At 64.9% G+C, this 22,130-nt stretch carries 22 protein-coding genes and 1 tRNA gene; 13 read left to right on the top strand and 10 right to left on the bottom strand.

What is annotated here, in order from left to right:
• Positions 1-87 precede the first annotated feature (87 nt).
• The gene (locus EN845_RS20865) at positions 88-1,128 is read left to right on the top strand and encodes a sugar-binding transcriptional regulator (protein ID WP_245511776.1); all 1,041 of its coding nucleotides are present in this window, start codon (positions 88-90) and stop codon (positions 1,126-1,128) included.
• Here the strand turns inward: EN845_RS20865 and EN845_RS20860 are convergent.
• The 3 genes from EN845_RS20860 to EN845_RS20850 are packed head-to-tail and all read right to left on the bottom strand — an operon-like array spanning position 1,115 to position 4,283.
• Positions 1,115-1,960, bottom strand: a complete 846-nt coding sequence (locus tag EN845_RS20860; protein ID WP_127872185.1) for a TIGR01459 family HAD-type hydrolase — start codon at positions 1,958-1,960, stop codon at positions 1,115-1,117. The two genes, EN845_RS20865 and EN845_RS20860, sit on opposite strands and share 14 nt — an antisense overlap.
• Positions 1,957-3,231 carry an FGGY-family carbohydrate kinase gene (locus tag EN845_RS20855; protein ID WP_127872186.1) on the bottom strand — a complete coding sequence of 425 codons (1,275 nt, stop codon included), beginning with the start codon at positions 3,229-3,231 and terminating at the stop codon, positions 1,957-1,959. The genes EN845_RS20860 and EN845_RS20855 overlap by 4 nt, the downstream gene beginning before the upstream one ends.
• A gap of 11 nt (positions 3,232-3,242) precedes the next feature.
• The gene (locus EN845_RS20850; RefSeq protein ID WP_127872187.1) at positions 3,243-4,283 is read right to left on the bottom strand and encodes a class II aldolase/adducin family protein; all 1,041 of its coding nucleotides are present in this window, start codon (positions 4,281-4,283) and stop codon (positions 3,243-3,245) included.
• 180 nt (positions 4,284-4,463) lie between these two features.
• Here EN845_RS20850 and EN845_RS20845 point away from each other — a divergent pair, with 180 nt between their 5' ends.
• The 8 genes from EN845_RS20845 to EN845_RS20810 all read left to right on the top strand — a co-directional run bounded on the left by EN845_RS20845 (position 4,464) and on the right by EN845_RS20810 (position 12,297).
• Positions 4,464-5,246, top strand: coding sequence for a DeoR/GlpR family DNA-binding transcription regulator (locus tag EN845_RS20845; protein ID WP_127279097.1), 783 nt, complete (start codon positions 4,464-4,466; stop codon positions 5,244-5,246).
• The gene (locus tag EN845_RS20840) at positions 5,243-6,622 is read left to right on the top strand and encodes a carbohydrate kinase (RefSeq protein ID WP_127279098.1); all 1,380 of its coding nucleotides are present in this window, start codon (positions 5,243-5,245) and stop codon (positions 6,620-6,622) included. Before EN845_RS20845 ends, EN845_RS20840 begins: the two co-directional genes overlap by 4 nt.
• Positions 6,619-8,163, top strand: coding sequence for a sugar ABC transporter ATP-binding protein (locus EN845_RS20835; RefSeq protein WP_127279099.1), 1,545 nt, complete (start codon positions 6,619-6,621; stop codon positions 8,161-8,163). The genes EN845_RS20840 and EN845_RS20835 overlap by 4 nt, the downstream gene beginning before the upstream one ends.
• Complete coding sequence (locus EN845_RS20830; protein ID WP_127279100.1) at positions 8,160-9,158, top strand: ribose ABC transporter permease; 999 nt, start codon at positions 8,160-8,162, stop codon at positions 9,156-9,158. Before EN845_RS20835 ends, EN845_RS20830 begins: the two co-directional genes overlap by 4 nt.
• Before the next feature lie 79 nt (positions 9,159-9,237).
• The gene (locus tag EN845_RS20825) at positions 9,238-10,176 is read left to right on the top strand and encodes an ABC transporter substrate-binding protein (protein ID WP_127872188.1); all 939 of its coding nucleotides are present in this window, start codon (positions 9,238-9,240) and stop codon (positions 10,174-10,176) included.
• A 71-nt stretch (positions 10,177-10,247) separates the two neighbouring features.
• Positions 10,248-11,141 carry a sugar phosphate isomerase/epimerase gene (locus EN845_RS20820; protein ID WP_127279585.1) on the top strand — a complete coding sequence of 298 codons (894 nt, stop codon included), beginning with the start codon at positions 10,248-10,250 and terminating at the stop codon, positions 11,139-11,141.
• Positions 11,142-11,274: 133 nt separating this feature from the next.
• Positions 11,275-11,628 carry a cupin domain-containing protein gene (locus tag EN845_RS20815; RefSeq protein WP_127279584.1) on the top strand — a complete coding sequence of 118 codons (354 nt, stop codon included), beginning with the start codon at positions 11,275-11,277 and terminating at the stop codon, positions 11,626-11,628.
• Between the two features lie 198 nt (positions 11,629-11,826).
• Positions 11,827-12,297, top strand: coding sequence for a hypothetical protein (locus EN845_RS20810; protein WP_245511775.1), 471 nt, complete (start codon positions 11,827-11,829; stop codon positions 12,295-12,297).
• Positions 12,298-12,380: 83 nt separating this feature from the next.
• On the opposite strand, the gene EN845_RS20805 is transcribed toward EN845_RS20810, so the two are convergent.
• Positions 12,381-12,457 (bottom strand) — tRNA-Arg (locus tag EN845_RS20805).
• A gap of 80 nt (positions 12,458-12,537) precedes the next feature.
• Positions 12,538-13,701, bottom strand: a complete 1,164-nt coding sequence (locus EN845_RS20800; RefSeq protein WP_127872191.1) for a M20 aminoacylase family protein — start codon at positions 13,699-13,701, stop codon at positions 12,538-12,540.
• Positions 13,702-13,916: 215 nt separating this feature from the next.
• On the opposite strand from EN845_RS20800, the gene EN845_RS20795 reads away from it, so the two are divergent.
• On the top strand, positions 13,917-15,083 hold the full coding sequence (locus EN845_RS20795) for a D-alanyl-D-alanine carboxypeptidase family protein (protein WP_127279581.1): 1,167 nt from the start codon (positions 13,917-13,919) through the stop codon (positions 15,081-15,083).
• 4 nt (positions 15,084-15,087) lie between these two features.
• The gene (locus tag EN845_RS20790) at positions 15,088-16,206 is read left to right on the top strand and encodes a GTP-binding protein (protein ID WP_127872192.1); all 1,119 of its coding nucleotides are present in this window, start codon (positions 15,088-15,090) and stop codon (positions 16,204-16,206) included.
• Between the two features lie 9 nt (positions 16,207-16,215).
• On the opposite strand, the gene EN845_RS20785 is transcribed toward EN845_RS20790, so the two are convergent.
• From EN845_RS20785 to EN845_RS20765, 5 genes are all read right to left on the bottom strand, one after another.
• Positions 16,216-16,449 carry a sulfurtransferase TusA family protein gene (locus EN845_RS20785; protein WP_167531493.1) on the bottom strand — a complete coding sequence of 78 codons (234 nt, stop codon included), beginning with the start codon at positions 16,447-16,449 and terminating at the stop codon, positions 16,216-16,218.
• A 5-nt stretch (positions 16,450-16,454) separates the two neighbouring features.
• A complete protein-coding gene (locus EN845_RS20780) occupies positions 16,455-17,783 on the bottom strand; it encodes a murein L,D-transpeptidase family protein (RefSeq protein ID WP_127872193.1) in 1,329 nt (442 codons plus the stop codon).
• Positions 17,784-18,020: 237 nt separating this feature from the next.
• A complete protein-coding gene (locus EN845_RS20775; protein WP_127872194.1) occupies positions 18,021-18,971 on the bottom strand; it encodes an acetyl-CoA carboxylase carboxyltransferase subunit alpha in 951 nt (316 codons plus the stop codon).
• Positions 18,972-19,069: 98 nt separating this feature from the next.
• Positions 19,070-19,987: a site-specific tyrosine recombinase XerD gene (locus EN845_RS20770; RefSeq protein ID WP_127872195.1), complete on the bottom strand. Its 918-nt coding sequence runs from the start codon at positions 19,985-19,987 to the stop codon at positions 19,070-19,072.
• A gap of 33 nt (positions 19,988-20,020) precedes the next feature.
• Positions 20,021-20,173 (bottom strand): histidine kinase, encoded by a 153-nt coding sequence (locus EN845_RS20765; protein ID WP_127280197.1) that lies wholly within the window; start codon positions 20,171-20,173, stop codon positions 20,021-20,023.
• A 211-nt stretch (positions 20,174-20,384) separates the two neighbouring features.
• Between EN845_RS20765 and EN845_RS20760 the strand changes: the two genes are divergently transcribed.
• On the top strand, positions 20,385-20,996 hold the full coding sequence (locus EN845_RS20760) for a shikimate kinase (RefSeq protein ID WP_127872196.1): 612 nt from the start codon (positions 20,385-20,387) through the stop codon (positions 20,994-20,996).
• Positions 20,993-22,129, top strand: a complete 1,137-nt coding sequence (gene aroB, locus EN845_RS20755; protein WP_127872197.1) for a 3-dehydroquinate synthase — start codon at positions 20,993-20,995, stop codon at positions 22,127-22,129. Before EN845_RS20760 ends, aroB begins: the two co-directional genes overlap by 4 nt.
• Position 22,130: the final 1 nt, after the last annotated feature.

The following is a 22,130-nucleotide window of genomic DNA, read 5'->3' as shown; positions in this document are numbered from 1 at the left end:
CTATCGATTGGTAGATCAATAGGCGATACTAGACCAGCACGCAGAATCGGCGACGGCGCGCGTCCGCCGCCGCGGGGGAGGGATGATTTGGCCAGGGGACGACAAATCGAGGAAAAGGGGGTCGAGGAAAGGGGGGCCACCGAAAGGCGGGCAGGAGCCGAAGCGACCGAGCCGGTCATCAGCGAGAGCCGAACGGACCGCCTCAGGATCCGCGCCGCCTGGATGTATTTCGTCGAGCAGATGACGCAGAACGAGATCGCCGATGTGCTTGGCGTCGGCCGCGTCACCATCGTGCGCATGCTGGCGGAGGCGCGGTCGCGCAACGAGGTCAAGATCACCATCGAGAGCGAGCTTCTGGAGATCGTGCGGCTGGAGCGCGCGCTCGAAAGGACCTTCGGGCTGCAGCAGGCGCTGGTGGCGCCGTTGACCGCGGCCAATGCCGATCCGATCCCGGCGATCGCCGCCAAGACCGGCATGTTCCTGTCCGACGCGATGAAATCCGGCATGCAGGTCGGCGTCGGCTGGGGCAATACGCTGTTCCACACCTTGCCGTTCATCAGCGCCAAATCGCTGACCGATTTCAAGGTGATTTCGCTGCTTGGTGGCGTCGGCGTCGCGCGCCGGGTCAACCCGGCCGAGTTCGCGTGGCGCTTCGCCCAGATTTTCCAGGGCGATGGCTATCTGATGCCGACGCCGGCCGTCGTCGACAGCGTCGAGACCAAGATCGCGCTGGTCGAGCGCTGCGGCCTGCAGGAGGTTTTTGAGATGGCCGACGCGCTCGATGCCGTTCTGCTGAGTGTCGGCGGCATCGCTTCGGCCACCACCTTCTCGCGCGGCGGCTTCCTCAGGGAAGCGGACCGCGAGGCGCTGCTGGCGCGCGGCGCCGTCGGCGACCTTCTGTTCCATTTCTACGACCGCAATGGCGATCTGGTCGACCATCCCGTCAACAACCATGTGATGTCGGTGGATGTCGACCGGCTGCGCAAGGCGCCGATCCGCATTCTGACCTCCGGCGGCGCGGAGAAGACCGACGCGCTGCTCGGCGCCATGAATCTGATTGCGCCGACAATCCTGATCACCGACGAGGAAAGCGCAAGGCGCATGCTGGATGCGGTCAGCGAAAGCTGAACGATCCCGTGATGTAGTCCGGCCAGGCCTTGTGCTCGCCGAAAACAGCGGCGAGGTCAGGCGCGCCGGCCAGGATCCCACCCAATACCAACGCGGTGGCGATGCCGACACCATTGCCGCCTGCAATATCGTGTTCGACGCTGTCGCCGACGCAGACCACGCTGTGGCGGTCCGGCTCGCCTGCCAGTGCAAGTGCGGCATCGAAGATCGCCGGATAGGGCTTGCCGATGCGGGTGACGCCGCCGCCCAGGTTCTCGTAGAGATCGGCGATCTCGCCGGCGCCGAAGCGCGGTCCGACCGCCGTCAGCATGATCCTATCGGGATTGGTACAGAAGCACGGCACTTGCCGCGCCGCTGCCGGGCCCAGCAGCCGGCGATAGTGGTCGAGGTCGTGGCGGTCCCCCTCACTGGCCGAGATCAGCACCAGTTCGGCGTCCTCGCCGGCCTCTGTCAGCGCGAAGGGCAGGCCGTCGATCGCGCTGCGGTCGCCGTCGCGGCTGATCAACAGGCATTTCGTGCCGGACCGCAACACTCCTGCCGCCGCCATGTCATGGAAACGTCGCCACGCTACCTCGCCGGAAGACACAAAATGGTCCCAGCTGCCGACCTCGAAGCCGAGCTTCAGCAGGCGATCCTCGTTGGGCCGGGCGCGCTTGCCGGAATTGGAGATCAGCACCACGGTCTTGCCGGCGCGCTTCAGCGTGGACAATGCCTCCACCGCACCGGGATACGGAGCTTGGCCGTCATGCAGCACGCCGAACTGGTCGAGCAGGAAGACCTGGTAGCGTTGCGCCAGCTTCCCGATGCCGTCGAGACGTTCGACCTTTTTCATAGGAGCCCTGCCTCGCTGGCGCCTTTCAGCGCCAGCCGGGCCGTACCGGCGGCGGCCTCGTCCGACAATGCCGGCAGGAACGCGACGCCGAGCTTGCGCTGCCGGATCGCGCTCCATACCGGATTGGCGGCGCCGCCGCCGACGCTGCGAATGGAGGTCAGGGCCGGCGCGCCGAGTTCGGCCAGCCTGCCGTAACCAAGCGCTTCGATCGCCGCCATGCCCTCGAACATCGCCTTGAGGTAATCGGCATCGTCAGCAGGCCGTGGGGTGAGACGCGGCGGCAAGGCCGGATCGGCGATCGGGAACCGCTCGCCAGCCGTCCCAAGCGGATAGTAGTCGAGGCCGGTCTCGGTCGTGGGGTCGATCATCGCGCTGAGTTCGATGATCCGCGCGAGCGGAAAATGCTGCGCCAGCACCTTGCCGCCGGAGTTCGAGGCGCCGCCTGCCAGCCAGGTGTCGCCAAGACGATGGCTGTAGATGCCAAAGCGCGGCGCCGAGATCGGCCGGTCGGACAGGATCTTGATGGTCAGCGAGGACCCCAGCGCCGTGACACCGTCGCCGGCCGCCGTGGCGCCTGTCGCCAGGAACGAGGCACAGCCGTCCGTGGTGCCGGCAACCACGACCACATCGCGCGGCAGGCCGAAAAGCGCGGCGGCGGCCGCGGTGAGGGTGCCCGTGACGTCGCCCGGCTCGATGACATCAGGCAGCAAATCCATGCGCATGCCGGTGGCCGCGATCCAATCCGGCCAGCGGCGCGCCTCGACGTCGTAACCGGTCTTGAGCGCATTGTTCTCGTCGCTGACGTCGAAGCACCCGGACAGGTTGCCGGCGATCCAGTCGGCCTGGTGCAGCACGGCCGCTATGCCGGGCAGATGCTGGTACCGGAGCGCCTTGGCCAGGCCTGAAGTCGCCCCGTGGGCGGCGCTCGCTTCCGGCGCCGCGCGGGCGATCGCGGCCAGGATGTCGCCGTCATCGACCTTGTCGTTGTACATCAGCGGCTCGGCCAGAGGCCGCCCATCAGCGTCGACCGGCAGCAGGGTGCCCGATGTGCCGTCGATGGCGATGGCGCGGATCGCGGCGCGGTCGACGCCCGAAAGCAGTTCCGTCAGCGCCGCCTGGACCGCCTGCCACCATGCCGAGGGGTCGCGTGGGTTCTGGCCGAATTTGTCGAGCCGGACAGCGGACTGGCCGGCAATGGAAAAATCCTGACGCATGGCGACGGCGCGGGCGCCGGAAGTGCCGATGTCGATGCCGACGACAAGTGGCGTCATGTCGTCCCTCGCTAGGCCGTGCCGGCCGCATTGAGCTTCTGGCGATACTGCTCGGCGTCCCAGTTGACCAGTTCGTCATTCTCGGCGGCGGTGAGATAGTTCAGCCGCGCCTTGCCATCGACGCGCGCGGTCACGTCGGCAAGGCAACGCTGCATGGCGTCGGCACCGGCGCCGGCGTCGCCGCGCATCAGCACGCCGGCGCCGGGAAACAGGATCGCCACGGGTGCCGCGCCGAGCCGCGCGGTGACGCCGGCCACGTTCTCGCCCGGCCTCGCAACGACCGAGCCCTGGCCTAGAAAGATGACGTGGTCCGGATAAAGGCTGCCGCCCTCGGCCATATCCAGGCTTTCCGAATCGAGCGCGACCGCATGCGCTTCGACATCCGCCGGCAATCGGTAGTCGCCGGCGAGCGCCGTCAAGGCGGCGATATCAGGCGGGGCGGTGGCGCGCACCGGCCGCGCCAGCAGCGACCGGACGCAGTGCAGCAAAGCCTCCGCCTCGGCGACGGTTTCGGCAGCAACCACCAGCCCGTGATTGCCAAGGATCAGCACGTCGACCCCGGGCCGCAATTTCGCGGCAATGCCGCGGGCGAGCGGCAGACCCGGCCGGAAATAGGGCACCCAGGCCCATTCGATGCCATCCAGTCGCCTGGCCACCTCGGCCTCGCCATCTGCTTGCACGGCAAGCGAAATCGTGTCGACGCAATGGACATGCAGCACCACGCGTTGCGGCATCAAGGCATGCACGGTGGTCTCGATCGACGGGCGCAGGCCACGCGGATTGAGGTCTTCGATGGCGAAGGCCTGTGGCCTGTCGGCGGTTGGATCGCGCTGTTCGACGGCCTCGAGCAGCGGTGCCATCGCCACCGGCACCATGATGTCGGCGCTGAGCGCATCCTTCAGCCAGGTGCCCGAGGCCTTGATCCACAGCGTGTCGCCGGCCTTCAGCGAGGTGTTGCCGCCCGCCGCCTGCGTCATGTGCGGGTTCAGCCCGATGCTGGCCGAAAGCGCCCGCAAGGCGGCCAGTTCCTGTGCATCAGCTTGGGTTGCCACGGCGCCTTTCCTCCAACGTTTGCATGCGATCCCGTCACCGGGTTGCTGCTGGCGCTGATATCGCAGATATGAGCGATCTGCGTCAACAGTGATCTACTATCATCAAAACAAGCTTGCAATCCGGCTAGTGTTGATTAAGTTGCACCAATTGCCGTGGGAGATGGCGTCAGGGAGGAAGGGTTGAGCGACTTCGGCCGCCAGCGTCAGATCGTCGAACTGCTGCGGGACCGCCCGTTCGCCTCCGTGCGCGAGCTGCAGGAGCGGCTCGGGGTCTCGGCGGCGACGGTCCGGCGCGATATCGACCGGATCGACGAGGCCGGTGAAGCCCGCAAGGTCTATGGCGGCATTTCTGCACTCGACGGGGCTTCGCATGCGGGCGTCGCCTATGCCCGGCCCTATGACGAGAACCGTGACCTTGCCGTCGAGGCCAAGCGGCAGATCGCAGCCGCCGCCGCGACCATGGTGCGCGATGGCGATGCGGTCATCGTCCATGGCGGCTCGACCTGTTTCCATCTCGGCGTCAAGCTCGCCGACCGCAACATCCGGCTCTACACCAATTCGATGCCGCTCGCGGCCTATCTCAGCGACCATGGCCATTGCAGCCTGACCGTCGCCGGCGGTGACCTGCACCGCGAGCCCGGCATCATCCATTCACCGACCCAGGCGACGCCCTTCTATGCCTCGAAATTCTTTCTCGGGACGCAAGGCCTCAACCAGGAAGGGCTGCTGGAATCGCATCCGCTGCTGGTGCGCTCCATCGTCGATCTCAGCCTCTGCGCCGATCAGATCGTGGTGCTGGCCGACAGCCGCAAACTGTCGATTCACGCGCGCAATGTCGCGCTGCCGCTGTCGCGCATCGGCACGCTGGTGACCGATGACGGGCTCTCCGATGCCGACGCGCGCATGCTGGAGGACGCCGGCGTCATGGTGCGGATCGCTTCGACCTCGGGAGCCCTCGCGTGAACGTGGCGGTGCTCGACTTCGGCAAGACCAACTCGAAGCTGTTCGTCTTCGGCCAGGACGGGCGCATTCTCGACGAACGGCGGACGCAGCCGAAATGGGTGCAACAAGGCGGCTTCAGCGTACTCGACGAGGCAGCACTCCATGACTGGGCGTTCGGCGCCGTCACCGACGCGGTCGAAAACAATGGTGTGGAAGGGGTGATGGTGTCGGGTCATGGTTGCACCTTCGCCCTTGTCGACGGCAAGGCGCTGACCCATCCGATCCTCGACTACGAGCAGGAGCCGCCGGCCGAAATCGCGGTGCGGATCGACCACCGCATCCCGGATTTCGCCGAAACCTTCTCACCGCGCCTGCCGCTCGGCTTCAACTATGGCCGCCACATGCTGTGGCTGCAGCAGGTCGATCCCGATGCGTTTTCGAACGCGACATCGATTCTGGGCTATCCCCAGTACTGGAGCTGGCGCCTCGGCGGCAGGCCGGTCTCGGAAGTCTCCTATCTCGGCTGCCATTCGCATTTATGGGCACCGCGTGAACGTGATTACTCCTCGCTGGTCGACGCCGAGGGCTGGCGCGGCCAGATGCCGGCTTTCGAACGTGCCGGCGCCGTCATCGGCGAGCGACGCTTCGGCAATACCGAGCGATCGATCGCCATCCACAATGGCGTCCACGACTCCAATGCGGCGCTGTACGCCTATCGCCGGCAAGGGCTTGGACCGCTGACCGTCGTCTCGACCGGCACCTGGGTCGTCGTGCTCAATCCGGACTGTCCGCTCGAGGCACTCGACAGCGAGCGCGACATGCTGGTCAATGTCGACGTCGACGGCGGCCCGGTGCCGACCATACGATTCATGGGTGGGCGCGAGTTCGCCGTCATCAGCGGCGGCTGGCAAGGCGCGATCCCGCATGGCTCGATACAGCAGGCGCTCGACGCCGGTCCCATGGCACTGCCGAGTTTCGCGCCGGGTGGACCGATATCGGACCGTAGCGGCGAAATCATAGGCGGTACGCCCAGCGCCGTGCAACGCGCGGCGGTGGCGTTGCTCTACGTTGCGCTGATGGTCGACCTTTGCCTCGATCTCATCCATTCCGATAACACGGTGATCGTCGATGGCGGGCTGAACACTGGCGGCCTGCTTGCCGGACTGCTGGCGCAGCTGCGCCCCGGCCAGACCTTCCTGCAAGGCGCCTCGTTGGAAGGCAGCGCCACCGGTGCCGCGGCGCTCGCCTTCGAGAGCGTGGGACGCGACTTCGCCGCCGAGCCGCCGGAGCCGGTGCGGGCGACGCAATTCGGCGGTCTTGCCGGCTATCGCGAGGCCTGGCGCGACCGCGTTGCCGGGCACGGTGCCGCCGCCAAGGCAGCGGGTGGTGCGCGATGAGCGCGGCAGTCCAAATGCAGACGACACGCCAGCCGGTGCTGGAGATGCGCCACATCTCGAAGACCTTCGGCGCGATCCGCGCCCTGCAGGACGTCTCGCTCAGCGTCCACGCCGGCGAATTGCACGCGCTGATGGGCGAGAACGGCGCCGGCAAGTCGACGCTGATGAAGGTGCTGTCGGGCGCCTATCGGCCGGACCCCGGCGGCGAGATCCTGATCGATGGCGCGCCCGCCGCGACCGGCGATCCGATCAAGGCTCGCGCGGCCGGCATCGCGGTGATCTACCAGGAGCTGTCGCTGGCGCCGAACCTGACGGTGGCGCAGAACATCTTCCTCGGCAACGAGCCGCGGCGCTTCGGCGTCGTCGACCGGGACCAGTGCAACCGGCGCGCTGCCGAGATCGTCGACCGGCTCGGCGTCGCCTTCTCGGCGCGTGCCCTGGTTTCCAGCCTGTCGCTCGGCGAGCGCCAGCTGGTCGAGATCGCCCGGGCGCTGTCGACGAATGCGCGCATCATCGTCATGGACGAGCCGACCACGTCGCTGACCTCGCGCGAGACCGACCGGCTGTTCGAGGTGATCGCGACGCTGAAGGCGCAAGGCATCGCCATCATCTACATCAGCCATCGCATGGAAGAGGTCTACCAACTCGCCGACCGCGTCAGCGTGCTGCGCGACAGCGGCTATGTCGGTACGCTGGAGCGCGCCGACCTCAACGCCTCGCGGCTGGTGTCGATGATGGTCGGCCGCGATCTCTCCGCCTTCTACAAGAAGGATCATCGCCCGCCGGACGAGAAACGCGCCGTGGCGCTCTCGGTGCGCGGCATGTCCGACGCGCACTTGCTGAAGAACTGTTCGTTCGACCTCCACCACGGCGAGGTTCTGGCGCTGGCCGGCCTCGTCGGCTCGGGCCGCACGGAGCTTGCCAGGCTGATCTTCGGCGCCGACAAGCGCAGCGCCGGCACGATGGAACTCGACGGCAAGGCCGTGACCATCGGCTCGCCGCGCGAGGCGCTCGATGCCGGCATCGCCTACCTTACCGAGGACCGCAAGGAACTCGGCCTGTTCCTCGACATGTCGATTTCCGACAACATCAGCATGGGCGTGCTGGCCAGGGACGCACGAGCCGGCGGATTTCGCGATTTCACCGCCGCCGACAGGAGAGCGGCGAAGGCCATTGCCGACCTCTCCATCCGCACCGGCTCGGCACAGGCCAATGCCGGCTCGCTGTCGGGCGGCAACCAGCAGAAGGTGCTGCTCGCGCGCCTGCTGGAGACGGAGCCGAAGGTCGTCATCCTCGACGAGCCGACCCGCGGCGTCGATGTCGGCGCCAAGTCGGAAATCTACCGGCTGATCGACAACCTCGCCAACAAGGGCATCGCCATCCTGATGATCTCCAGCGAATTGCCCGAGGTGATCGGCGTCGCCGACCGCGTGCTGGTGATGCGCGATGGCGCGATCGCTGGCGAGGTGACGGCATCGGAAGGCAAGCCGCTTCGTCAGGAAGCGATCATGGAACTTGCGACGGGAGCGTCTCAGCGATGACAGACAGGACGACCGGGACGAAGAGTGTGGATCAAGCGGCGGTCAGGAGCCGGCGGCTGCGCACCGCGCTTGCGGCCCTTGGCATGCTGCCGGTGCTGGTGCTGCTGGCCGCTGGCTTCCAGTTCATCAATCCGCGCTTTCTGACCGGCACCAACCTGCTGATCGTCACGCAGCAATCGTCGATCAACATCGTGCTTGCCGCCGGCATGACCTTCGTCATCCTGACCGGCGGCATCGACCTGTCGGTCGGCTCCATCCTTGCCGCCTCCGCGATGGTGGCGGTGCTGGTGTCGCTGGTGCCGGACTGGGGCCTGCTCGGCGTGCCGGCGGCCATCCTGGTCGGCCTTGGCTTCGGGCTCATCAACGGGTTGCTGGTCGCCTATATCAGGCTGCCGCCGTTCATCGTGACGCTCGGTTCGCTGACCGCCGTGCGCGGCGTTGCCCGCCTGCTCGGGCAGGACACGACGGTGTTCAACTCCGACCTGCCGTTCGACTTCATCGGCAACGGTTCGGTGCTCGGTATCCCCTGGCTGGTCATCATCGCGCTGTCGGTGGTGGTGCTGTCCTGGCTGGTGCTCAAACGCACCGTGCTCGGCACCTGGATCTACGCCGTTGGCGGCAACGCCGAGGCTGCGCGGCTGACCGGCATCAAGGTGCCGCTGGTGCTGCTCTTCGTCTATGGCGTTTCCGGTCTGCTCGCCGGCCTTGGCGGCGCCATGTCGGCGGCCCGGCTCTACGCCGCCAACGGCCTGCAACTCGGACAAAGCTATGAACTCGACGCCATCGCCGCCGTCATCCTCGGCGGCACCAGTTTCGTCGGCGGCGTCGGCTCGATCTGGGGCACGCTGATCGGCGGGCTGATCATCGCGGTGCTCTCCAACGGGCTCATCTTGGCCGGTGTCTCGGACATCTGGCAGTACATCATCAAGGGATTGGTCATCATCGTGGCGGTCGCCCTCGACCGCTACCGGCTCCAGGCAGGGGCAAGAACGTGAGTGACCTGGTCGCCGGCATCAACGACCGGCTCGTGCAACGCACCGTGAGAGGCGCGGTGCATCGGAGGAAGTAAGCGTAATGAAGATCATCACCAGACTGCTCTGCGGCGCCGCTTTCGCGGCCGTCGCCATCGCGCCGGCATCGGCCAAGGACCTCAACAAGGTCGGCATCTCGGTCGGCCTGCTCGGCAACCCGTTCTTCGTCGCCACCATCAAGGGCATCGAGGATGCGGCCAAGAAGATCAATCCGAAGGTCGAGGTGACATCGGTATCGGCCGACTACGACCTCAACAAGCAGGTCTCGCAGGTCGATTCCTTCATCGCTGCCGGCGTCGACGTGATCATGCTCAACGCGGTCGATGCCAAGGCGATCGCACCGGCTGTGAAGAAGGCGCAGGCCGCCGGCATCATCGTCGCCGCCTTCGACGTTTCGGCGCCGGGCGCCGATGTCACCGTGATGACCAACAACGTCAAGGCCGGCGAGGAAGCCTGCCAGTACCTGGTAGACCACACGGGCGGCAAGGGCGACTACGTCATCCTCAATGGACCGGCGTCGTCGTCGATCCTGGAACGTGTGAAGGGCTGCAAGAACGTGCTTGCCCAGCATCCCGACATCAAGATCCTGTCCGACGACCAGAACGCCGAAGGTTCGCGCGACGGCGGCCTGAAAGTGTTCCAGTCGCTGCTGACCCGTTTCGACAAGATCGACGCGGTGTTCGCCATCAACGATCCGACGGCGATCGGCGCCGAGCTCGCCGCCAAGCAGCTCAATCGTTCGGAGTTCATCTTCACCGCGGTCGACGGCGCGCCGGATATCGAGAAGGAACTTTCTTCCGGCAAATCGATGATCAAGGCTTCGGCCTCACAGGATCCCTATGTGATGGCCGGCCAGTCGCTGACCATGGCGGCCGATCTGCTGGCTGGCAAGAAGCCGGCGGAGGCCACCGTGCTGCTCGACCCGAAGCTGATCACGGCCGAGAACCTGAAGGACTACAAGGGCTGGACCGCGGCCCGCTAAGCCTCCCAAGGCTGGTGCGGCCGGCGCGATCCGGCCGCACCCATTCTCCCACCTCAATGCCGGAGACGATCATGTCGCGCATCGGAATCCATTCTTTCGTCTGGTCGGCAGGCTCGGCGCAGCACGAACTCGAACGCACGCTGGCCAATACCAAGGAGGCCGGTTTCGACCTGATAGAATTCTCCTATCTCGACCCCGCCGATGTCGATATTGGCGGCCTTGCCAAACGCATCGCCGATCTCGGCCTCGGCGTGGCGATCAGCATCGGGTTGCCTGGTGATGGCGACATATCGAGCGCCGACAAGGCGATCGCCGCGCGCGGCGTCGAGATCCTCAACCAGACCGTCGCGTTGACGCGCGACCTTGGCGGCAGCAAGGTCGCCGGCATTCTGTCGACCGCCCATGGCCTGCAGGTCGAGGCGCCGACACGCGATCAATGGAACCGCAGCGCCGCGGCGCTGGCCAAGGTTGCCGAGACGGCGAAGGCGGCCGGCGTCACGCTCAACCTGGAAATCGTCAACCGCTTCGAAAGCAATCTGCTCAACACCGCCGCGCAGGGCCTGGCGTTCATCAAGGACACCGGGTCGGACAACATCTTCCTGCATCTCGACACCTTCCATATGAACATCGAGGAGGCCGATCTCGGGCTCGCCATCCGTCACGCGGCAGCCAAGATCGGCTATGTCCATATCGGCGAAAGCCATCGTGGCTTCCTCGGCACCGGCAATATCGACTTCGCGGCGATTTTCGATGCGCTGACCGCAATCGGCTACGCCGACGATCTCAGCTTCGAATCCTTCTCCTCGGAGATCGTCGACGAGAACCTGTCGAAGAAGACCGCAATCTGGCGCAATCTGTGGACCGACAATATGGCGCTCGCCAAACACGCGCGCGCCTTCATCGGCCTCGGAATGGAGACGGCGCAACGCAAGGCTGAACTCGTTTCGGCGCCGCATAAACCGTAGCGACTCAAGGTCGGCATGGCAACGGGAGGCATGCCCGGATGCGCGGCCGCGCCTGTTTCGCATGGCGCGGCATTGCTCCCGTCATGTGCATCGGCTATCCGACCTCGAACATATGAAGCAAACGGAGCCCGGCATGACGAACAAGACCATTCTCAAATTCGGCGCGGTCGAGCACGCGGAAGCCGGCGATCTGCCTGGCTGGATCGCGGTCGAGGGCCAGCCGACCATGCAGACCGCCGTCCAGCACACGACCGCGGATGGCAAGGTGATATCGGGCACATGGCGGGCGTCGCCCGGCACCTATCATGCGACCTACACCGATTATGAGTTCGTGCACATGATCGCCGGCCGTATCATCATCACGCCCGACGGGGGCACGCCGATCGAAGTGGGCCCCGGCGACGCCTTCGTAGTGGAAGCCGATTTCAAGGGCACCTGGAAGATCATCGAGCCGGTGACCAAGCATTTTGTCGTCCGGGTCGGCTGAGCCGGCCTGGTCGCATTCGCGCATGAAAAATCCCGCCATGGTTCGCCATGGCGGGATTTTCGTTTGCGGCATTGGTTTCGACGGGTTGTTCCCTCGTTCAATGACCAGATGCATCGTAATGGGCCAGCACGTCTGGCACGGCATTTGCTGCTGTGGCGAGGCGGCCACAAGGCCGTCCCCATCCAACGGTTGGCAACGATGCATTTTCGTCAGTTTCTCATCGGAATGACCGCAACGTCGGCGTCCGTCGCGCTCGCGGCCTATTTCAGGACGGGTTCGCCATGGGTCGCCCTTGCATGGGCCGCCGCCAGCGCAACCCTGCTGCAAGCCGGCTACTTCATGCTGATCGTCAGGGAGATCTGTCGGCCGGCCGTCCCGGAAAGAACAGCGGCAAACCAGGATGCACGCCAGCCCGAGGTTCGGCTGCCGGTGCGCCTGCTTACGCTCGTTGCGATCACCATGCTGGCCAGCGCGGCGATGACGCAGACGACCCTTGCCGATGACGATGATACTTACTTCGACTGCGTCATCGGCAAGGCCGAGGCGATCATGAAACGGCAAACGCACAGGGATGCCGAAGCAGCGCTGGGGAAGGCCTATGCGCTGTGCCAGCCGATGGAACCGTCCCAGGAAGCGTTCTTGTCGCCCGGACCTGCCGCAACTGGTTGAAGTCGTTGACAATCAATGAGGGTTGTTTGCAATACGGTGCGACGTGGTCACCGCGAAAATCAATTCCAACCCTCTGATTTCGTTGGTGATCCCGACAGGAATCGAACCTGTGACCTACAGATTAGGAATCTGCCGCTCTATCCTACTGAGCTACGGGACCACGCGGCCCGACACATAGCCGCTTCGGACCGTTTCGCCAAGAGGCCGGCCGAAGGCAATTCGGCCGGCGCTTTACATGCATCAGGCGGCTAGCGCCGTCTCCGCCAGTTTTACCCAATAGCTCATGCCGTGCGGGATGGCTTCGTCGTTGAAGTCATAGGCCGGGTTGTGGAGACCGGCGGTCTCGCCATTGCCGATGAAGATGAAGGCTCCGGGCCGGGCTTCCAGCATATAGGAGAAGTCCTCGCCGCCCATCACCGGCTGGATCGCGCGGTGCACCTGGGCATCGCCGGCCACGTCGGCGGCCACGTCGCTGGCGAACACCGTCTCATCCGCATGGTTGAACGTCACCGGGTAATTCGCGTCGTAGTCGACCTCGATCGTCGCGCCATAGGCGGTGGCCAGCCCCGCGCAGATCGCGCGGATACGCTCTTCCGATTTCTTGGCCACCTCCTTCTTCAGCGTGCGCACCGTGCCGGCGATCTCGGCCGATTCCGGGATGATGTTGTAGGCGTCGCCCGCGTGGAACTTGGTCACCGACACCACCACGGCCTCGACAGGATCGGTGCTGCGCGAGGCGATCGTCTGCAAGGCGCCGACCAGCTGGCTGGTGATGACGATCGGGTCGATCGTGCCGTGCGGCATCGCCGCATGGCCGCCCCGGCCTTTCACGGTGATGGTGAATTCGGCGGTCGCCGCCATGATCGGGCCTGGACGGATGGCGAACTGGCCGACCGGCAGGCCGGGCATATTGTGCATGCCGAACACTTTGGCGATATCGAAGCGCTCCATCATGCCGTCCTTGACCATCTCGTTGCCGCCGCCACCGCCTTCTTCCGCCGGCTGGAAGATGACCGCCACGGAGCCCGTGAAATTGCGCGTCTCGGCGAGATATTTCGCCGCGCCGAGCAGCATCGCGGTGTGGCCGTCATGGCCGCAGGCATGCATCTTGCCCGGAACGGTCGACGCGTAGGGCTTGCCGGTGATCTCCTTGAGCGGCAGGGCGTCCATGTCGGCGCGCAACCCGATTGTGGGGCCTTCCCCCTGACGGCCGCGGATGATGCCGACGACGCCCGTCTTGCCGAGGCCGGTCACCACATCGTCGCAGCCAAACTCTTTCAGCTTTTCGGTGACGAAGGCCGCCGTCTTGAAGACATCGAAGTTCAGTTCTGGCGTCTGGTGCAGATGCTGTCGCCAGCCAGCGACTTCGTCCTGCATTTCGGCGGCGCGGTTCAGGATTGGCATGATGGTTCCATTTCGTTGTTGGTGCAGCCGGCTTCAGCCCGATGTTTTGGAATTGTGATTGTCAGGCGCTTTGCCATGTTGGCGTCACATAGGGTAAATAGCACCGCAATAATGCGGTCCGGTTTTTGAGGGTCGGATCCTTATGCTGGCGGTCACGTAACGAAATCTTACGGAGCCAGGGGCAATCAGGGCAAGAGGCGATTTCGGATTCGATCATGCGGCACAGGCATTTCCTCAAACTATTCCCGGCTGGCGCAATCATGCTGTCGGTCCTGGCTGGGCCGGCGCTGGCCAATCCGGTGGTGGTCTTCGACCTCAAGAGCGGCCAGATCCTGCAGCATCAGGATGCGTTCAAGCGCTGGTATCCAGCCTCGCTCAGCAAGCTGATGACCGCCTATGTGACCTTCAGGGCGATCGCGGCCGGGGAAGTCCAGCTCGATTCGCCGATCAAGGTGACCAAACATTCCGCCGGCGAACCGCCGAGCAAGATGGGTTTCAAGCCCGGCTCGGTGATGCGGCTCGACAATGCGCTGAAGATGATGCTGGTCAAATCGGCCAATGACATCGCCATGGCGGTCGGCGAGAATGTCGGCGGCTCGCAGGCAGCCTTTGCCGAAAGGATGAACGCCGAGGCGGCCCGGCTCGGCATGAACGGCACCCATTTCGTCAACCCGAACGGGCTTTACTCGCCCGACCAGTATACGACGGCGCGCGATCTCTCGATCCTGGTGATGGCGATCCGCCGCGAGTTTCCGCAATATGCGCCGTGGTTCTCGATCGAGGGGCTCGCGGTCGGCAAGAAGGCCATTTCCAACTACAATCTCCTGATCGGCCGCTATCCCGGCGCCGACGGCATGAAGACCGGCTTTGTCTGCCCGTCCGGCTTCAACATGATCGGTTCGGCGACCCGCAACGGGCGTACGCTGGTGGCGGTGGTGCTTGGCGAGAAGTCGGCGATCAGCCGTGCCGAAACCGCGGCCAAACTGCTCGATCAAGGCTTTGACGCGCCTGCCGCCGGGTCGACCACCGTCACCACGCTGGCGCCCTACGGCGATCTGATCTCGCCCAACGACATGCATGACGAGGTCTGCAAGAAGAAGACGAAGGCGGAGCAGTCCGAGGCGCCGCCAGCCGTCGCCGCCAAGGACGTGCCGAAATCGCCCTATCGGGAGAAGCTCGACCATGTGCCGACACTGGTTGCCGTCGGCCTCGGCGGCGCCACCGGTCCGGCGCCGAAAGCGATCCTCGACGAGGGCGCGCAGGAATATGCCGACGTGCCGATTCCGCCTTGGCGGCCCGACAAACCCGTACCGGCCGGCACCGGTCCGAAAGTCGTGGGTGCCGCCGCGCAAGGCGACCAGCCGACCAAAGCCGCGAATTAACCCGATGAGCGGTTTCCCGATACCCGTCTCGGTGCTGACCGGCTTTCTCGGCGCCGGCAAGACGACATTGCTCAACCGGCTCCTGAAGGATCCGGCCTTGGCCGACACCGCGGTCATCATCAACGAGTATGGCGAGGTGGCGATCGACCACCTGCTGGTCGAGCAGGCCTCCGACGGCATCATCCAGCTTTCCGACGGCTGCCTGTGCTGCACGGTGCGCGGCGAACTTGTCGACACGCTGGCCGACCTGGTCGACCGGCTGCAGACCGGCCGTATTGCCCGGCTTGCCCGCGTCATCGTCGAGACCACGGGACTGGCCGACCCGGCGCCGGTGCTGCAGTCGATCATGGCCCATCCGGCGCTGGTCCAGGCTTTTCGGCTCGACGGCGTCATCACCCTGGTCGATGCGGTCAACGGTGGGGCGACACTCGATGCGCATGTCGAGGCGGTCAAGCAGGTTGCGGTGGCCGACCGTATCGTGCTCTCCAAGGCCGATCTGGTCGCTGATCCCGGCGATCTCGAAACGCTGCGGGCGCGCTTGCGCCAGATCAATCCCGGAGCTCAACTGCTCGATGTCGGGGAGACGAAGACCGGCGTGGCGGCGCTGTTCGACTGCGGCCTCTACAATCCTGCCACCAAGTCCGCCGACGTGCGGCGCTGGCTTGGTGAAGAGGCTGCGCATCACGACCATGTTGACCATCATGGCCATGATGATCACAAGCATGCCCATGCCCATGCCCATGCCCATCGCCACGATCAGCGCGTAAAAACCCATTCGCTGGTGCATGACGGCCCGGTGCCGTTTTCAGCCATCGAGATGTTTCTCGATCTCCTGCGTTCCACGCATGGCGATCACCTGCTGCGCATGAAGGGCGTCATCGAATTGCAGGAGGATTCGTCGCGGCCCTTGGTCGTGCATGGCGTGCAGAAGATCCTGCATCCGCCGGTGCGATTGCCGTCCTGGCCGGACAGCCAGCGCGGCACGCGGCTGGTGCTGATCACGCTCGACATGCCGGAAGACTATGTGCGCCGGCTGTTCGCCGCCTTCACCAACCGGCCGTCGGTCGATACGCCCGACCGCGCGGCGCTGGAAAACAACCCGTTGGCGATCGCCGGACTGTAAATCTTTCGATTATTGCTCGCCGCGCTCGACCAGAAAGCGATGGCCGCCTGAAACCGACGCTGTTTCAATCAGCTGGTGGCCGGCATCCGAGCAGAAGGCGGGGATGTCGATGACGGCCAGCGGGTCGGTGGTTTCCAGCCAGAGCCGGCTGCCCGGCTGCATGCCGGCCAGCCGCTTCTTCGCCTTCAGAACGGGCAGAGGGCAATTCAGCCCCTTCAGATCATAGACGGTGTCGCTGGCCACGGCGATCAGCCGCCGAACATGCCGAGCAGCTTGTTCTTCAGCTTCGTCACCCGGCTCTCGTCCGCGCTGGCGGCCTGCGTTTCGGCCGGCTGGGCTTCCGTCGGAGCAGCAATGGTCGCAGTGGCGACGGGAGCTTCCTTGGCGGCCTTGGCCGCATCCTTTGCAGCCACGGCTTGCGCCTTGGCGGCTTCCTTTTCTGCCAACGCCTGCGCCTTGGCGGCTTCCTTGGCCTGTTTGGCGGCCTCGATGGCTGCCAGCCTCTGCTCCTCGGCCTTCTTCTTGGCCGCTTTTTCCGCGTCGAGCGCCGCCATCTTGCGGCCGGCGGGCGAATCGATGCGGCCCATGCGCGCCGTCTCGGTCACCGAACCGTCGGTGTTGAGCGATGGCGGCTCGATCGGCACGCGTTCGCCGCGCGCCCGGCGCTTCGACCAGTCGGAGACGATGCTGGCTTCCTTGATGCCGGCAATGGTTGGCTTCGGCGGCGGCACGCTAGCCTTGAGCGCGCCGTTGAACGCTGCATCGTAAGTGCTCTGATAGGCGTTGTAGGCGCTCTTCAAGGAATCCGGCTGCGTGGTCGCCGGGCAGGCGCCGGTCGGATCGAAGGTCTGGCCGTCGGCGGCAACCTGGTTGAAGACGTAGCGCTTCTCGCAGACGTCGACCTTCGGCGGCACCTTGGTGACTTCGAAATTGTCGTAGCCGACCTTCAGCATCTTCCAGAACTCATAGTTCGGGTCGTTGCGGTAGCGCGCCATGTTGGCCGCGGTCATGCGGAACGGAAAAGCCTGGATCTGGAACTCGGTCTGGCCACCCTGAAAGGCGTCGCGGCCGAAGGCATAGATCTGCTCGATCTGTGCGTCGGTCATCGAATAGCAGCCCGACGACGAGCAGGCGCCATGCACCATCAGGTTCTGGCCGGTGCGGCCATTGGCGCGGTCATAGGCGTTGGGGAAGCCGATGTTGAAGGACAGATGGTAGTTCGAGCGCGGGTTCATCTGCGATGGCCGAACCGTATAGAAACCTTCCGGCGCCTGGCGGTCGCCCTCGGTGTATTTCGGCCCGAGCTTGCCCGACCATTTGCAGATATCGTAGCTCGCCACCATGTCGTAGCGGCCATTGGTCTTGGCCTTCCAGATTTCGAGCTTGCCTTCTTCCTTGAAGATACGGGCCATCACCGAGGAGGTACGGATCATGCCCTTGGCCTTCATGTCGGCCAGGATCTTGTCGGGCAGCGGCTTGTTGGCTTCCGGGGCAAAATCCTTCATCGACGAATCATTGCAGCCGGCAACGACTATCGAGGCAATGAGGACTCCGGTGCGGGCAAACTTGGCAAACATGGATACGGCTATGTCTTTTTCCTCGGTCCATGGCCTCAAAGCGGCTGGACCCGTATGCTGAACACCGACGGACCGTAAGCCCGTTAACCTTGAAAATTCCTTACCGCAAGCTTCGACAAACCCCTCACGGCAATTTCATTGAACCGAATCCGGCGGCATTTTTGTGGCGAAAGCGCTCATTGCCGCCACATTGCCGTGGGCACGGGGCTTCGATGGTCCCATTGTGCCGTCAGACGGTCAGAGGCTGCGGCCCATCGCCAGGTATTTCTCGCGGCGCTGTTCACGGAAATCGGTGTTGGCGCCGGCGAATTCCTTCATCGTCTTGGCGATGAGGTCGCCGGTCGCGGCTATCACCGTTTCGGGCGCGCGCTGGGCGCCGCCCATCGGCTCGGGGATGATGGCGTCGATGATCTTCAGTTCGAGAAGATCCTGCGCGGTGATCTTCATGTTGGTCGCCGCGTCCTTGGAGCGCGTCGTGTCGCGCCACAGGATGGAGGCGGCACCCTCGGGCGAAATCACCGAATAGATGGCGTGTTCGAGCATGTAGACGCGGTTGGCGGTGGCGATCGCGATGGCGCCGCCCGAACCGCCTTCGCCGATGACGACCGAGATCGACGGCACTTTCAGGCCAAGGCAGGCCGAGGTCGAGCGGGCGATGGCTTCGGCCTGGCCGCGCTCCTCGGCGCCGACACCGGGATAGGCGCCGGCCGTGTCGACCAGCGTCAGCAGTGGAATCTTGAAGCGGTCGGCAAGTTCCATCAGCCGCACCGCCTTGCGATACCCTTCAGGACGCACCGAGCCGAAATTGTGCTTCAGCCGGCTCGCCGTGTCCGAGCCCTTTTCCTGGCCGAGGATGGCGACAGGTTCGCCGCGGAAACGGGCAAAGCCGCCGACGATCGCCTGGTCCTCGCCGAAATTGCGGTCGCCGGCGAGCGGCGTGAAGTCGCTGAACAGACCCTTGATGTAGTCGACGCAGTGCGGCCTGTCGGAATGGCGCGCCACCTGAACCTTCTGCCATGGCGTCAGTGCCTTGTAGAGTTCGCGCAGCGCGTCGCGCGAACGCTTCTCGAGCCTGGTGATCTCGTCGGCGACATCGACCGCCTCGCCGTTCTCGGCAAGCTTCTTGAGCTCGAGGATCTTGAGCTCAAGATCCTGCACCGGCTTTTCGAAATCGAGGTAATTGTACATGCTTGAGCGGACCGATGCGTCGGAAGGCAAGGACTGCGGAACCGTTGAAACCAAGGCTCCGGGCGGTGAAATGTCGTCCTCACATAGCGATATGAGGCCTAGTCGGCAAGCGGATGATGATCGTTGACCAGCCGCACCAGCCGCTCCTCAAGCACGTGGGTGTAAATCTGTGTCGTCGATATGTCGGCGTGGCCAAGCAGTTGCTGCACGGCCCTGAGATCGGCGCCGTTCTGCAGGAGATGGCTGGCGAAAGCATGGCGCAGCACATGCGGCGATATTTTCGCCGAGGCGATGCCGGCCCTTGCTGCCAGCCCTTTCAGGTCACGGGCAAAGACCTGGCGCGAGAGATAGCCGCTGTCCGATGCCGCCGGAAACAGGAACGGGCTGTCGCCGAAGGCAGGCACCTTGGCCCGGGCGTCAAGCCAGCTCCGCATCGCCGAGCGCGCCTTGGCCGACAGCGGCACCATGCGTTCCTTGTCGCCCTTGCCGCGCACCATGAAGAAACGGTCGTCGCGCTGCGCCACCGTCACCGGCAGGCCGACCAGTTCGGAAACGCGCAGACCCGTGGCGTAGAGCACTTCGACCAGCGCATGCAGGCGCAAGGCCGCCAACCTGTCGGCATGACCGAGCCCGGCATCGCCGGCTTCGTGCGCGGCGCGGTCGATCAGCCGGCCGGTTTCGGCCTCGCTCATCGTCTTGGGCAGTGGCCGACCCTTCTTAGGGCTGTCCAGCGTGCCGGTCGGGTCGTCGGCGCGCAGGCCTTCGGCATAAAGGAACTTGAAGAACTGGCGGATTGCCGACAGTTTGCGCGCCTGCGACGTCGGCGCGAAGCCGCGCCCGGCGATGTCGTCGAGATAGGCGCGGATGTCGGCGGCACCTGCGCGGGCAAGTCCGCCGTCGATCCCGTCGGAAGCATCCTCCAGATCGCGGCGATAGGAGGAAAGCGTGTTCTCGGCCGCTCCCCGCTCGGCGCTCATCATTTCCAGGAAGGCCTCGATACGGGCGGCGCTGTTCATTTCCTTGAGGCGGTTCCGAGACAGTTTTGCTGTTCAGTTTTTCTTGGGATTGAGCTTTTCGGGCGGAATACGCACGCTCATTTCCGCTCTTTTCGGCTCGACGAACATCACCAGCGCGAACATCGTACCATAGGCAATGCCGGCCAGAATCGCGAGGGTCACGACAAAGCGAAACAGTGTCGGCATCAATTCTCGCCCGTCTTTTTGTTCTGCGTTTCCAAACCCTGTGCCCTTATGGGACGCCAATCCGACCAATTCAAGGAGGAAGCGGGGGCGTGTTGGCAACTTCTGATGCGAGCGTCCCTCTGTCCATATCGAGCCCACGGCACTCGGCACGCTTGACGCAAACCGGCTTTTCATGTCGATACGCCGGCAAAGAGGGCCCAAGAAACAGCTGATGAACGCGCTACAGGCAAATCCTCCAGGCGAGACCCATGCCGCGCTGCTTGGCAGGCTGGGCGGCCGGTCCATTGTCTTTGTCGGCCTGATGGGCGCCGGCAAGACGGCGATCGGCCGCAAGGTGTCGACGATGCTTTCGCTGCCCTTCATCGACAGCGACCAGGAGATCGAGAGCGTGTCGCGGATGACCGTTCCGGAGCTGTTCGAGCGCTATGGCGAAACCGAGTTCAGGGCCCTGGAGCAGCGTGTCATCCTGCGCGTGCTTGAAAACGGCCCTCAGGTTCTGTCGACCGGCGGCGGCGCCTTCATGAACGCGCAGACGCGCGAGGCCATCGCCGCCCACGGCGTCTCGGTGTGGCTGAAGGCCGAGCTCGACCTTTTGATGGACCGCGTTTCCAAGAAGCAGAACCGGCCACTTTTGAAAAGCGCCGATCCGCGCGCCGTGCTGGAGCGGCTGATGGAGGAACGCTATCCGGTCTATGCCACCTCCGACGTCACCGTGCCGACCCGCGACGACCGCAAGGAGATCATCGCCGCCGAGGTGCTTGAGGCGCTGTGCCGGCATTTCGGCATCGATACGATAGAAGCGACGGGCGAGGTCGAATCATGAGCGCGGATCAGCCTGTCATCGTCGAAGTCGGTCTCGGTGACCGGGCCTACGACATATTGATCGGCGCCGGCCTGCTGTCGCGCGCCGGTGCTGAGATTTCGCGCCGGCTGCCGGGCACACGCGCCGCCGTCGTAACCGACGAGAACGTCGCCGCGGCGCATCTCGATACGCTGAAGGCCGGGCTCGAGAAGGGTGGCATCCAGCCCACCGTCATCACGATGCCGCCCGGCGAGAAGACCAAGAGCTTTGCCCATCTCGAAGAGGTGGTCGATGGCGTCCTGGCCGCCAGGCTGGAGCGCGGCGACGTCGTCATCGCGCTTGGCGGCGGCGTCATCGGCGATCTCACCGGTTTTGCCGCAGGCATCGTGCGGCGCGGCATGAATTTCGTCCAGGTTCCGACCTCGCTGCTGGCGCAGGTCGATTCCTCGGTCGGCGGCAAGACCGGCATCAACAGCCCGCGCGGCAAGAACCTCGTCGGCGTCTTCCTCCAGCCCAGGCTGGTGCTGGCCGACACCGAAGTGCTCGACACGCTGCCGATCCGGGAATTTCGCGCCGGCTATGCCGAGCTCGCCAAATACGGGCTGATCGACCGGCCGGAATTCTTCGCCTGGCTGGAAGCGAACTGGGAAAAGGTGTTCGCCGGCGGACCGGAGCGGGCCGAGGCCATTGCCGAGGCCTGCCGCGCCAAGGCCGACGTCGTTGCCCGCGACGAGTTCGAAACGGGCGACCGCGCCCTGCTCAATCTCGGCCACACCTTCGGACACGCGCTCGAAGCCGCCACGCAGTATGACGGCGCTCGGCTTGTCCATGGCGAGGGGGTCGCCATCGGCATGGCGCTGGCGCACCGGTTCTCGTCGCGGCTCAATCTCGCCAGCCCCGACGATGCGGCCCGCGTCGAGGCGCATCTGCGTGCCGTCGGGCTGCCGTGGCGGATGGCCGATATCCCGGGCCATTTGCCCGATGCGGATACCCTGCTTTCATTCATCACGCAGGACAAGAAGGTGTCGCGCGGCGCGCTGACCTTCATTCTGACGCGCGGCATCGGCCAGGCCTTCATCGCCAAGGATGTACCGGCCTCGGAAGTGCTGTCGTTCCTCAGGGAAAGCCATCCAGCCAGCCGGAAAGCCGGCTGAG

This window comes from Mesorhizobium sp. M8A.F.Ca.ET.202.01.1.1 (assembly GCF_004791595.1).
GTDB lineage: Bacteria > Pseudomonadota > Alphaproteobacteria > Rhizobiales > Rhizobiaceae > Mesorhizobium.
The sequence above is the reverse complement of the archived record's forward strand: the minus strand, read 5'-3'. Positions and strand labels throughout refer to the sequence as shown.